General features: G+C 38.1%; 11 protein-coding genes and 1 riboswitch. All 11 genes read right to left on the reverse strand.

Annotated elements, in window-relative coordinates:
• Positions 1-1,112, reverse strand: a 1,112-nt coding sequence (locus R3333_RS06745) for a dihydropteroate synthase (RefSeq protein WP_318958025.1), incomplete at its 3' end; no start/stop codon positions are given.
• Complete coding sequence (locus R3333_RS06750; protein ID WP_413468676.1) at positions 1,105-2,172, reverse strand: homocysteine S-methyltransferase family protein; 1,068 nt, start codon at positions 2,170-2,172, stop codon at positions 1,105-1,107. The genes R3333_RS06750 and R3333_RS06745, both read right to left, overlap by 8 nt.
• 55 nt (positions 2,173-2,227) lie before the next feature.
• Positions 2,228-2,337: riboswitch (SAM riboswitch) on the reverse strand.
• A gap of 92 nt (positions 2,338-2,429) precedes the next feature.
• Entirely contained in the window at positions 2,430-2,753 is a 324-nt protein-coding gene (locus R3333_RS06755) for a 2Fe-2S iron-sulfur cluster-binding protein (protein WP_318958026.1), read from the reverse strand.
• Between the two features lie 76 nt (positions 2,754-2,829).
• Positions 2,830-3,813, reverse strand: a complete 984-nt coding sequence (gldN, locus tag R3333_RS06760; RefSeq protein ID WP_318958027.1) for a gliding motility protein GldN — start codon at positions 3,811-3,813, stop codon at positions 2,830-2,832.
• A 128-nt stretch (positions 3,814-3,941) separates the two neighbouring features.
• Positions 3,942-4,931 (reverse strand): gliding motility protein GldN, encoded by a 990-nt coding sequence (gene gldN / locus R3333_RS06765; protein ID WP_318958028.1) that lies wholly within the window; start codon positions 4,929-4,931, stop codon positions 3,942-3,944.
• 17 nt (positions 4,932-4,948) lie between these two features.
• Positions 4,949-6,697, reverse strand: a complete 1,749-nt coding sequence (locus tag R3333_RS06770) for a GldM family protein (protein ID WP_318958029.1) — start codon at positions 6,695-6,697, stop codon at positions 4,949-4,951.
• Positions 6,698-6,772: 75 nt separating this feature from the next.
• Positions 6,773-7,597 carry a gliding motility protein GldL gene (gene gldL, locus R3333_RS06775; RefSeq protein WP_318958030.1) on the reverse strand — a complete coding sequence of 275 codons (825 nt, stop codon included), beginning with the start codon at positions 7,595-7,597 and terminating at the stop codon, positions 6,773-6,775.
• An 82-nt stretch (positions 7,598-7,679) separates the two neighbouring features.
• Positions 7,680-9,224 (reverse strand): SUMF1/EgtB/PvdO family nonheme iron enzyme, encoded by a 1,545-nt coding sequence (locus tag R3333_RS06780; RefSeq protein ID WP_318958031.1) that lies wholly within the window; start codon positions 9,222-9,224, stop codon positions 7,680-7,682.
• 112 nt (positions 9,225-9,336) lie between these two features.
• Entirely contained in the window at positions 9,337-10,287 is a 951-nt protein-coding gene (locus tag R3333_RS06785; RefSeq protein ID WP_318958032.1) for a PorP/SprF family type IX secretion system membrane protein, read from the reverse strand.
• A gap of 180 nt (positions 10,288-10,467) precedes the next feature.
• Complete coding sequence (locus tag R3333_RS06790; RefSeq protein ID WP_318958033.1) at positions 10,468-11,625, reverse strand: formimidoylglutamase; 1,158 nt, start codon at positions 11,623-11,625, stop codon at positions 10,468-10,470.
• 409 nt (positions 11,626-12,034) lie between these two features.
• Positions 12,035-13,523, reverse strand: a 1,489-nt coding sequence (locus tag R3333_RS06795; RefSeq protein WP_318958034.1) for a DNA topoisomerase, incomplete at its 5' end; no start/stop codon positions are given.

The following is a 13,523-nucleotide window of genomic DNA, read 5'->3' on the forward strand; positions in this document are numbered from 1 at the left end:
ACCACGTTCATTCCATCCATCAACGGTCCCTCTATTACTTGAATTGGGCGATCAAACTTTTGTCGGCATTCTTCCGTATCTACTTCAATGAATTCTACAATTCCTTTTACTAGTGCATGTTCAAGTCTCTTTTCAACAGTAGTTTCTCTCCAAGATAAATCCTTCTCCTTCTTTTTCCCATCCCCTTTAACTGTATCTGCGTACTCTAATAAACGCTCTGTTGCATCGGCTCTTCTGTTGAGTAAAACATCTTCTACATAGGTAAGAAGTTCTTTATCTATATCGTCATAAACTTCTAGCATAGAAGGGTTCACTATTCCCATATCCATTCCATGTTGTATTCCATGGTATAAGAATGCTGAGTGCATGGCTTCACGTACGGTATTATTCCCCCTAAAAGAGAAAGAAACATTGGAAACCCCTCCCGAAACATGAGCTCCTGGGAGGTTTTCTCGTATCCACTTGGTAGCTCTAAAGAAATCTAAAGCATTGTTATTATGTTCTTCCATTCCTGTAGCGACAGGAAAAATATTAGGATCAAAAATGATGTCTTGCGGTGGGAAATTTACTTCATTCACTAAAATATCGTAAGACCTCTTACAAATTTCCACCCTACGCGCATAGCTATCAGCCTGACCTTCTTCATCAAAGGCCATCACAATAACTGCAGCACCAAACCTTTTAATCGTTTTCGCTTGATGAATAAAATTGGCCTCTCCTTCTTTGAGCGAAATAGAGTTCACCACTCCCTTACCTTGAATACATTTTAATCCAGCCACAATAATTTCCCATTTGGAAGAATCTACCATGATTGGAACGCGAGCAATATCAGGTTCCGAAGCGATTAAATTGAGGAACTTAGTCATGGCTTCAACACCATCCAACATTCCTTCATCCATATTTACATCAATAATTTGCGCACCACCTTCTACCTGTTCAAGGGCAACGGACAATGCTTCCTCGTAATTATCTTCTTGTATGAGTCTTAAAAATTTACGAGACCCCGTAACATTTGTACGCTCACCAATATTTATAAAGTTGGCAGCCTCATTAACGATTAACGGTTCTAATCCCGATAATTTTAAAGGAGGTAAATTATTCGTTTTAGACATTGGCTTTGATTCTTCTAGGGTTATACTCTTTTGCTAGATCTGCAATTACTTTTATGTGTTCTGGCGTAGTTCCACAACATCCTCCGATGATATTCACCAAACCTTCTTCTAAATATTCTTTGATTTGCTCTCCCATGATTTCTGGCGTTTCATCGTAAGCTCCAAATTCATTCGGTAAACCCGCATTGGGGTGAGCACTCACGTAAAAGGGTGCTTTTTTATCTAACACTTGCAAATATTGACGTAAGTCTGAAGCTCCTAAGGCACAGTTCAAGCCTATGCTTATTAGAGGCATGTGCGACATTGAAATTAGGAAGCTTTCTGTCGTTTGTCCGGTAAGTGTTCTTCCTGAGGCATCTGTAATTGTACCAGATACCATGATAGGCAATTCTACAGCCAACTCCTCAAAAACTTCATCGATGGCAAACAAGGCAGCTTTTGCGTTCAAGGTGTCAAAAACAGTTTCTACCAACAATACATCCACTCCGCCATAAATTAAACCTAGTGTTTGTTGTTTGTAGGCGACCACCAATTGATCAAAAGTTATTGCTCTATATCCCGGATCGTTTACATCTGGAGAAATGCTTGCAGTTCTGTTGGTTGGACCAATAGAACCTGCAACAAACCTTGGTTTATTTGGTTCTTTCGTGGTGAATTCATCTGCTACTTCACGTGCTAATTTTGCAGAATAGTAATTGATATCATCTACAAAGTTTTCCAAATGATAATCAGCCTGAGCAATAGTGGTTCCTGAAAAAGTGTTGGTTTCACAGATATCAGCTCCAGCTTGAAAGTAAAGCTCATGAATTTCTTTAATGATATCTGGTCGCGTTAAAGAAAGTAAATCATTATTTCCCTTCAATGCAGATGAATGTTCCTCAAACCAATTGGTTCTGAAGTCATCCTCCGTTAGTTTATGCCTTTGTATCATCGTACCCATCGCACCGTCTAATACGAGTAAGCGCTCTTGCAACAAGTTTTTAATTAAGGTACTTGTCGATGTAATTCTTTCTTTATCTGCGTTTGATAAGGAAAGTTGGGTAATATCAATTTTCTTCATAGTCTAAATTTAGTCTATGCAACCCCACTAATAACCAGAAATAATATTGAATCAATACTTATTTTCATCTATTAAAATAGACTGGAATTAGCACCGAAATCGATTTGAAATCGAAAGGTTGCTAAGGTATCATCGGGCCATTCCCTCCTCCTTTCTTAATAAGTTTATGTTTAAGAACTTAAAACAAATATAATTTAAAAAATCACATAAGATTATAATCCATAAAAAAAGGAGTTCGATATGAACTCCTTTGTCTTTTATGCTTCCGGTGCAAGTCTTAAAACTACACCGTCTAAATCATCGTTTATATGTAATTGACAACCCAATCTACTGTTGTCTTCTACGTGGAATGCTTGATCTAACATATCCAATTCATCATCCGATTGTTCGGGTAATTCGTGATCGCTTTCCAAATAACACTGACATGAAGCACACATTGCCATACCTCCACAGGTACCTTCTACTGGCAATTCGTATGACTTACATACTTCCATGACATTCATGTTCATATCCGTAGGAGCTTCTAACTCATGAGCCACTCCTTCTCTATCAATAATTGTGATTGTAATTGTATCAGCCATTTTCATTAATTGTATCACAAAATTAATGAAAGCTCTGTATTATTCTTTGATAGAAGTCAATTATGTCAACAAAATATTAAAATGACCAAACATCATGTTCTATCTTTCTTATTTGTGCAGTAATTTGTGCTGCTTCCTGTAAAGCATCAACCCCTGATCTATAGGTTTCAATACCTCTATCGTAAACATTACTTTGTTTCACTATAGTTGAAGCAAATCTTCGTTTCCAAAATAAATCATCGTAGCTCATCCATTGCGCATCATTTTTAGGATTATACGCTAAATAATTGTTGAAGGCATACCTACATTCTGGAAAATACAGCCAGAACAATTCTTTTTTACCCGTTACTGTTCCACCGGCATCCCTAATATATATTTCTGGTGCGATACCTATGATTCTTACATCCATCACAGATGTTTCCTTATTAAAAAACCAATCCTCCTTTAACTTATAGGATACTATATCTTTAGAAGTGTAAGGTATCATTTCTCTCGGAGGGTAAACCAATTCTCCTTTTTCGTTTAACGAATCATAACCATACATGTCCTTATAAGGAATGTCTGATTCTTCTCCAAACATATACAAGTAATACGATAAATTCTCTCTGTAAACAGCATCTGAGTCATAATTCCCACCCTCTTTGGGTAAAATTGGATATTTGAATTGATCCCCATCAGTAAATGTATAGGCTACCGGATTGTAAGGGCTGTACACAGTAATATTTCCCGCAAGGATTTCTGTTTTGATTACCGTCCACAAACTCCAATGCGTATTATGTCTTATCCAATTACCTTCACTATCGTAGCTATCTAGTGGATAATACAAACCGAGATTCATTTTCTGTCTTAAATCAATGCTTCTCCAAACACGTTTACTCCATACAATATCAGCCTCTCTATTATAATCATAGGGAACTATAGCCTTTGTTGGAATGGTGGTTCTCATAAATGGACCATCGATAATACCATTGTTTACATTCACTGGACCTACTTGAGCTTGAAGAGGTAAACTAGAACACAAGAGTAAGGTTCCGATTGCGAGTTGGATGAAATTTTTCATATTCTATTTTTTAAAATAATACTTTGACTTATTTCTATAACCCAATCCTCTTACTCCGTTACACGAAATGTATAGACACAAAAAAGGGGAAGTTAAAAACTTCCCCTTTTTCAAATATTTAGAATTCCTTAGAACGACCAAACATCGTGTTCAATATTTCTAATTTCTTCTGTAATCTTTTGTGATTCTAATAAGGCATCAACACCTACTCTGTATTTTTCAATGTCTCTATCGTAAGCGTTACTTCTCTTATCTATAGTAGAAGAGAATCTACGCTTCCAGAATAAATCATCAAAACTCATCCAACGCGCATCATTATGCTCATTGTATACGAAATAGTTATTGAATACATATCTACACTCTGGGAAATATAACCAGAACAACTCTTTTTTACCTGTGATAAAACCATTGTTGTCTTTTTCAAAAATTACTGGAGCAATACCAATAATTCTAACATCCATAATAGATCTTTCTTTATCCAAGAACCAATCCTCTTTCAGTCTGTACTGAACGATGTCTTTAGACATATAGTAGTTTGTATCACGATCTGGGTAAACCAAGTTCCCTTGAGCATCCACAGAATCCCATCCATCAACTGCAGTAAAAGGAACATCTGACTCCTCTCCAAGCGTTGCTAAATAAAGATTTATTTCATCTCTGTACTTCGCATCTGTATAGTAGTTTTTACCATCAGCTGGAAGAATAGGGTATTTGAACTGATCACCATCTCTCATGGTGTACAATAAAGGATTGTAAGGAGAGTATACCGTTAAGTTTCCTGCTAAAATCCCTGTTCTAATGATTGTCCATAAACTCCAACGTGAAGCATTTCTAATCCAGTTCCCTTCAGAATCAAATTCATCTAATGGGTAGTATAGGGTATGGTTCATCTTCTCGCGAAGATCTATCGTTCTCCACACACGTTTACTCCAAATAACATCCGCCTCTCTAACATATTCGTAAGGAATAAGTCTTTTAGTTGGGATATTCGTTTGGATATAAACTCCATCGATGATACCTGTTTCTGGTCTTGTATGCAAGGGTCCTGCATCAACTTGCGCCGCTACACTACCTACTAAACACAGTACAGATAAAACACTAACAATTAAACCTTTCATATCCTTTATTCTTTATTTTATTGAATCGTGAAACTCATGTTTCTTCTTCTTGTAACTCCGTCTGGACCAACAACTCTTGTGTTGATTTGAACGATAGCTCCAGAAGGTGCTTGTTTCAACAAGCTTTGTGCAGCTGTAATAGAAGCTCCCGTACCTTTAACTGGACGAGGTGCACCTGCTACAGATACTTCCCAAGATTTTACCGTAAACTTAACTCCTGTTAACGGTACATCTGGTCCGTAAGAAGCGAATAATCTTGTTGCAGCTCTTAATGCACTCTTAGATGCTTTAGCTCCAGACTCGATTGATCCTAACTTCAATTCTGGGTTTGGTAATGGTCTAGCTTCAAACTCAACTGTGTTCAAAGTTACACTCTTATCACCTGAGATACCAACGATAGAAATAGAAGCTTTACCTCTAGATCTTGGTTTTGCAATCCAGTGGTCTCCTTTTTTAGTAAGACCAACATTGTTTCCAGCTTTCAAGTTAAACGAGTTAAATCCTGAAGCCGCACCTGTTACTTTGTTATCGTAACCGATGTACAAGATACGCATATCTGGTAAAGAAATCTCTCCTGAAGGAGCTCCAACTTCGTAATCAAATTTCCAAGGTTGAACCGCTTCAGTACCATTTTTCTTCTTAATAGCAATCGTACCACTCAATTGTTTTGGTCCAGCTCCATCCGCTTTCACTTTGATGTAACCTTTACCATCACGGTAAGTAACGTTTACTTCCTTTGGCTCTTGTGTAGAATCAGTTGTCCAAAGTACTTTTGGTGCTTGGTACTCATCGTACGCAGCCATCAATACTTGTAACTCGATGCTATCTCCATTGTTGAAGTAGTTTGAACCTGCTGTTGCCAACGGCTGAATTTTGTTGAATGAGTACTCAGAAGAACCAATTTTAGTTCTCAAGTGCTTCATTGCCATTGCTTCTGCTGTTCTTAACTCTTGCTCAATTGAAGACAATGTTGCCAATGCCGCTACAATTGGAGCGTGGTCAAATGTTCTACCTACCCAGTGAATGTTTTTGATCTCACCGTTGTGAACGTCAGCTCTTTCTACCTTTGTTAGCTGAGAGTAGATTTGCTTAACGATATTTCTATCATCCAAGTAAGTCTTTTTAATTCTCTCATCAATTTGAGCTGAATCTAAAGATGATACGTTCTCTTCTCTACTTGCATCAAAAGTATACTTCTGATTCTTGTTAGAAGAAGCTTCAGCAAGAATTCTTACTAAATCATCTCTGTAGTTATTCATCTCATTCCACAAACGCATTCCTTCACGCTTTGGGTCCGGAGATTTAATTTCTGGTCCAACCATAACTTCCATAGGAACATCATAGTTATCTTTTCCATTCACCTTCTCAAGGTTGTAAACAGTTCTTTCGTAAACTGTTCCTTCATCCTCGATAGACTTAATCGCTGAAAGATCCTCACCAGTTTTTGTCAACATTTCATCTCTCATCTCGTTTAACATCTCGATTTTACGATTTGTTAACGCTTTGATTGAATCCGCTGCCGGTAAGTATTTCTTCGCGGCCTTCATTCTCCCTGGTTCGTCAGTGTTTGTAGCCATATCTTGAATTCCGATATAAGCTTCATTTCCTTGTCCAGCGATAGTAAGTGTACCGTCTTTAATGTTATTGTCAAAAGTAACGAAGGCATCTAAAATGGTCTTCGACACGTTCAACGCCAGAAGTGCGGTCAGTACTAAGTACATCATCCCGATCATCTTCTGTCTTGGGGTTTCTTTTCCTCCTGCCATGACTGTTTAAATTTTTATAGTTTCTAATTAATTAATGCGCCGTTACAAATAAGTAACAACCGTATTTACTAAATATTAACCTTTAGTGATCGTCATAGCTTTTAACATGTTACCGTAAACTGAGTTTAAGTCAGTTAAGTTCTTAGATAACATTGCCATATTTTCTTTGTATAATTTTGTATCCTTAGCAGAATCTGAAAGGTTTTGCATCATTTCAGTTACTTGTGCTTGGAATTTCTCAGTTGCTTCTAAGTGAGAAGAAGAACCTTTCAATTGCAATTCGTAAACATTGTTCAATGCAGCTAAGTTTTTAGAAACTTTTTGCATTTGCTCACCGAATGACTCACCTTCTTTTTGAGTTGAAGTCATACCTGCGATTGAAGCTGAAGCTCTTTCGTAAGACTCAGACAATTTAGCAACTCTATCAGAAGCAGATTTTAAGCTATCTACGTAAGAATCTGTAGCAGCTGCTGCTGAAGTAACTCCTTTTAATTGTGCTGCGTTATCTCCTAAAGCTCTCATTCCATCTCCTAAACGCTCTAATAACGCTCCGTCGATTTTAGCTTCTTCTAACATTTTGTCTAACTCAGCTGTAACACCAGTTCCTCCTGAAACACCACCACGGCTTCTTCCAGCTACTGGTAAGTTATCGTGATCAAAATCATCTTCATGACCTAATGCTAACTCTGGGTATACCAATTCCCAGTTTGGATCTTCGTGTATTGGCTCAAATGCCGAGAATATGAAGATAATTGCCTCTGTACCCAAACCAATGATCAACATTGGACCTGCACCTGGCCAGTGCATGATTTTAAATAATGCACCAACAATTACCACTGCCGCACCGAATCCGTACAATTTCGCCATAAAGGCTTTCCACGCTTTACTTCCTGGTTTCATAGTTTTCCTTTTGTTTTTAGTTTACTCTCTCCGCGTAACCACCCTTAGAGAGAGGGATTATTATTTGTTTTGATTTGTTTGCTTATCTCAATTGAAGATCTTGATCTAACTCTTCTCCTCCTTCAGCATCAAAATCTCTACCACCTCTACCAAGGTGAGTTTGAACTGATCTTGTACCGATGTATGATTTCGCTGTATCTTGGTATTCATAAGTTCTTGTACTTGTTTGCAAGTAGTAACCTATGTCTTTCCAAGAACCTCCTCTAATTACTTTACGTTTTTGTGATGGTGGATCCCAATCCATTGCATCATATCTGTAATCAGAACTTAAATCATTAGAGAATTCGTACATAGACTCGTCGTAAGCAGTTTCACACCACTCTGCAACGTTACCCGCCATACAGTATAATCCCCAACCATTCGGGTTGTAAGAGTATGCTTTCACCGTGTAGAAACCTCCATCTTGGAAGTAACGTCCACGCATTGGCTTAAAGTTACCTAAGAAACATCCTGACTCATTTCTAATGTAAGGACCTCCCCATGGGTAAGGAGAACCATCCAAATCTCCTCTAGCAGCTCTTTCCCACTCAGACTCATTCGGCAATCTGAAATCAGATACGAATACTTCTCCCATAGATACTAACCATGAGTTCAACAATTGCGTTCTCCATACGTTAAACGCTTTTGCTTGTGTCCATGTAATACCAACAACAGGGTAGTTATCATAAGCTACGTGCCAGAAGTACATTTTTGATTGATCATCATTGTAAGAGTACGTGAAATCACGAATCCATACTAATGTATCTGGGTATACTTGAATCTCCTCATCGATAATGAAACGTTGACGGTTTTCGTGTCCACGAATTGCATTATCCTGCCCTTTTTTGTTGAAGTATCCTAAATCCAAGTCTTTACCTTGTGGATCCTTCGTAAATGGGTGTTCTGGAGTTTTCAAAGTTCTGTGATCCTCATCCAATACCGCACCTTGGTAATCCTTACCATCAGGCTTGATGTGAACCTCACCTCTTCTGGCAGCTTCACGCATATCAATCCAGTAGTACTTGAATCTCAATTTACGCGTATCGATTTCTTTTCTTTTGTAGTATCTCTCAGACTGAGGGTAATACATATCAATTACTAAAGGAACGATATCTGGATTTTCGTAACTGAATTCTTTGTCCCAGTTTAATCCAAATTGCTCTCTAGAGAAAATACGATCAGATGGGTCATAATCTACCCACTCCAACGCACCTTCATCGAAGTACATATCTTGGTAATTGATGAATTGCTCAGCTTCTTCATCATCACTCAATCCCTCGTAGATTTTTTCACGAGCAATAGAGTCACGCACCCAGTATACAAACTGACGGTACTCATTATTTGTAATCTCCGTCTGATCCATATAGAATGCAGGAACGGAAACTGTCTTAGCTACCGTTTGGTGCATAAATGGTACATCTTGATCACTTTGTCCCATAGTATAAGAACCAGATGGAATGTATACCATACCTAAAGGAATTTCAGGATAATACACACCACGATTCATTACACCAGTTAAGTGACCTGTCCTCGTGTTACACGATATTAAAATCGCGCTAACAAAACCTAATAACAACAGTTTTTTCATTCTACCTCATTTTATTTTCCGAATCTCATCAACTTTCTACAGGATCAATTGGGATGATTATAACGGAAACAATGTATATATGGTTACAACAATTTCTAAATAATCTTTATTTCTACAACCATCTAGGGTTAATTGTAACCTCTCTTGGTGGTGGTGGAATCATGTAACAGTATTTCACCATTAATTCGTGAGACCCCCAAGAATTTGTTCTCAATTTATTTACAGTAGCATCGTAAGAGTAACCTACGTTTAAGTTAGGAATCACATCAATCATCCCTAACATAATAGCAACTGCGTCGTTTGCTCTAAACGTTAACCCACCGTAAAATCTATCTTGATACAACGCGCGCACATTCACATCTGCACTCGTTTTCACTAAATCTGTTCGTACTAAAACATTTGCCTCTAAGTCGATATCTTGTGCAATTAAATCCTCAAAATACTTACCTCCCATTAAATAGAAGTGACGAGACATTGAAAGTCCAATTGCTGTATCGAATTGTGCTGCATTCAAGTGAACCCCTGAAACACCTGCATAAAAATTCTTGTCCGAATGGTAGTAAACTCCAAAGTTCATATCCACATTCGTCTGAGAATAACCAGTAGTATATAACAAAGGGTCTATACCTGCTGGGAATTGTGTTTGTGGTGTTACCCATGTAGGAGTATTACTCATACTTGAAATACCAATACCTAAACCAATTCCTAATAAATCTCCATTTGACAGCGGCTGGTGATACGCGTAATTCAACACTACGTTGTTTTGACGGTAAAAACCAATCGCATCATGGTAAAAAGAAATACCCGCTGCACTTGGGAAGAAACGCTGAAGGTTTGCTTCAACATTGAGAACGGCAGAGTTTGGAGCTCCATTCACTCTGTCCCACTGATTTCTATAAATCGATGTAGCACAAACTGTGTTCTCTGTTGTTATCCCTGTTGCACCTGGGTTTAAACTCATTTTATCAAAAATAAAGTGAGTCAACAACTTTTCTTGCTGAGCGAAAGATGTCCCCGTTAGGCACAGGAGCAATGACGCTACAAAAAGTAATCTTTTATCCATAATATCAAATAGTTAGCACAATTTATTCCCATGGCTCATCTAAAAAAATGGACCAATAGGCGACTAAAATAATTAAAATTATCTAAAAACAGCCAATTTTAACAAATTTCAATCTACAATCATGTTGGTTTCAACACATCGTTGTTAATACTAACGGGTTAACTCAATAAAAGTTACAACTTAAGAAAGCTTCTGGTAAGTAGACCACCATAAATCGGGGATCTCATTTTGCATCGCATCTTGATAGGTTTGATACGAACAAGGAACCATGTGGTGCCTAACATACTTATTCCCTTTTGTTTGCGGATACGGCACTTCCATCCACCATCTGCCTGACTTATCACTTTTTAAGAAATTAATTTCTGTATCGATTTCTTCTAAATAAACTTTAAATCGGAAATAATTTTTGGTTGTTCCAATCGGGAAATCTCCAAAACGAGCTGCATAACCATCTACAAAATACCAGATGATTTGCGCCAATAATGCATCGGCAACTGCACTATCTTTTCCTCCCCAAACATTAAAAATCCCGAAAGAACTTAACTTGTCTGACACACCCGCGTAACGTGCAAGTCTACACATTTCATTCGCGAAAAAGCCATTCGGATGTACATAAGAAGAAGAGTTTAACTCACTCGCTCTCAAACCTTCCACATCCAAACTCAAGATATCCGTATTCCTCAATACTGGTTCAGCTAAAGTGATATCTGTATTCAAAACACCTAACCTATGAACATCAAAAAACAACTGTTCAAAAAGATCAAAAGTTGAGGTGGGGTTATAATGGGCCTGACACCCTAAATTGCTAAAGTTAAAAAGGTAATTGGGCTGATGCAATACAATATGACTCAACCAACCATTTTTATCAATTGCACCCTCTCCTGTACCCAGGTCCAACTTCGCATCTATGGTTGTTAAATTCACAAATTGCTCCAAGTCTTCGTACGCCTTGTACAAGGCATAAGTCAAATCTTGAGATCCACCTATAACAATGGGCACAATATCTTTCTTAATCAACTCTTGCACAGCACTAGACAATGCAAAAAAAGTATCTGTATACTTCTCTCCAGGTAACAGATTTCCAAGGTCGTACATTTTAAAATTCCATGAGGCAGCTGGAAACAACTTGTACAATTCTTTTCTAAAAGCATCCGTACCTTTCGGCATCACTTCGCTTACACTTCTGTATTCTGGACAATAAATTAAGGCTACACCTTTCTCCTTTAATTCAGGAAAATTATCGGGCGTATGTATCTCAACATTATTTAATAGGTTGGCTTCTTCTTCTACAAATCCATCAACGGCTATCCCCTGAAAATAAATTGAAATATCTTTCATAACTGTGCTTTGTACAAAACTACACAAGACTTCCACTAACTTAACGCACCATAAAAAGTAAAAATCAAAGGTTCAATGTTAGTAACCTCTTAGCCTCTATTTATCAGGTCGCCATTCACGGCTGTCCGCTGTAGTTACCGTGCAAAAATGTAAGTAGTAAACGCTGCTAAGCATACTTCCGGTGGTCGTAAGCTTCCCCGCCAACTACTACACCTTTTAGCCCGGCAAGCTGCCGCTACTATCCGGGGCGGAAAACTTGGACAGTTGAAGGATTCAAGAATTCAAATATTCAACAATTCAAACACTCAAACACTCAAACACTCAAACACTCAAACACTCAAGGATTTAAGGAAAATAAAAAAGTCGCACCTTACGAGAGGCACGACTTCATTTATACGTTTACAACAATCTACTTTTTCTTAGCAGTTGTTTTCTTTTTTGCGGTTGTCTTTTTAGCAGGCGCCTTTTTCTTGGCAGCCGTTTTACGCGTTGTTTTCTTTGGTTGATTTTCAGAAATCTCAATACACTGTTCGTAGGTCAAAGTTTCTGGCTCAACATCTTTCGGCAATTTGTAGTTCTTCTTCCCTATTTTAAGGTAAGGCCCCCAACGACCGTTTAACAACTGCATGGTATCATCTTCCTCAAAAGTTTTGATCAACTTCTTAGCATCTTCTTCACGCTTTAATTGAATCAATTCTATCGCCTTATCTAATTGCACCTCCATTGGATCGTCTTCTTTCAAAGAAACGAATTTACCATCGTGCTGTATATAAGGTCCAAAACGTCCAACATTAGCCTTCACTATCTTCCCTTCAAATTCACCCAAAGTTCTAGGTAATTTAAAGAGATCCATAGCTTCTTCAAAAGTAATTGTTGTGATAGATTGATTTGCTCTTAAAGAAGCAAAACGAGGCTTCTCCTCTCCTTCTGTATCACCAATCTGTACCATAGGTCCAAAACGTCCAATACGCACAATTACCTTCTCCCCTGTTTTTGGGTCTTCTCCTAAATGACGCTCACCAGAAGCTCTATCAGAATTCTCTAAAGTATCTTCTACGTTGTTGTGGAAAGGATCGTAAAACTCTTTGATCATTTGCGTCCACTCTTGTAAACCTTTGGCAATCTCATCAAACTGCTCCTCTACTTTTGCTGTAAAGTTATAGTCTAAAATTCTTCCAAAATGCTCTACCAAGAAGTCGGTAACCACAATTCCTATATCGGTAGGTGTTAGCTTGTTCTTATCTCTACCTGTAATTTCTGTTTTCACTTCTTTAGAAAGATCAGTTCCTTCTAGGGTGTAAACATCGTATTTTCTTTCTTTTCCTTCGTGCTCTATTTTCTCAACGTAACCTCTTTTTTGGATCGTAGAAATTGTTGGTGCATAAGTAGATGGTCTACCAATTCCTAACTCTTCTAATTTCTTCACCAATGAAGCTTCTACATAACGTGGAGCAGAACGCGTAAACCTTTGTGTTGCTGTAATAACATTTGCAGCTACTTTATCTCCAACGCTTACTGCTGGTAATAATCCATCCACTGTTCCATCGTCTTCATCTTCGTCTAAGTTAGACTCCAAATACACTTTCAAGAACCCGTCGAACTTGATCACCTCACCTTTTGCTTGGAAAATATCTGCTACACCTTCGGCGCCAATCTTAATAGTCGTACGCTCCAATTTTGCATTGGTCATTTGCGAAGCAATAGAACGCTTCCAAATTAAATCGTACAAACGCGTCTCGTCTGAACCCATGCTAACGCTGTGCGTCGCAAAGCTTGTTGGACGAATTGCTTCGTGGGCCTCTTGTGCTCCAGAGTTTTTATTCTTATAACGCTTCGGGTTAGAATATTCTGATCCGTAAGCTGATTTTATTTCTTTTTCTGCCGCGTTGATTGCATCA

Source organism: Lishizhenia sp. (assembly GCF_033720595.1).
Classification (GTDB): domain Bacteria; phylum Bacteroidota; class Bacteroidia; order Flavobacteriales_D; family Crocinitomicaceae; genus Lishizhenia.

Coding starts and splice junctions, on each gene's coding strand:
- R3333_RS06755 (WP_318958026.1), bottom strand. CDS start 2,753: ATGGCTGATACAATTACAATCACAATTATTGATAGAGAAGGAGTGGCT.
- gldL (WP_318958030.1), bottom strand. CDS start 7,597: ATGAAACCAGGAAGTAAAGCGTGGAAAGCCTTTATGGCGAAATTGTAC.
- R3333_RS06750 (WP_413468676.1), bottom strand. CDS start 2,172: ATGAAGAAAATTGATATTACCCAACTTTCCTTATCAAACGCAGATAAA.
- gldN (WP_318958028.1), bottom strand. CDS start 4,931: ATGAAAGGTTTAATTGTTAGTGTTTTATCTGTACTGTGTTTAGTAGGT.
- R3333_RS06790 (WP_318958033.1), bottom strand. CDS start 11,625: ATGAAAGATATTTCAATTTATTTTCAGGGGATAGCCGTTGATGGATTT.
- R3333_RS06780 (WP_318958031.1), bottom strand. CDS start 9,224: ATGAAAAAACTGTTGTTATTAGGTTTTGTTAGCGCGATTTTAATATCG.
- R3333_RS06770 (WP_318958029.1), bottom strand. CDS start 6,697: ATGGCAGGAGGAAAAGAAACCCCAAGACAGAAGATGATCGGGATGATG.
- R3333_RS06785 (WP_318958032.1), bottom strand. CDS start 10,287: ATGGATAAAAGATTACTTTTTGTAGCGTCATTGCTCCTGTGCCTAACG.
- gldN (WP_318958027.1), bottom strand. CDS start 3,813: ATGAAAAATTTCATCCAACTCGCAATCGGAACCTTACTCTTGTGTTCT.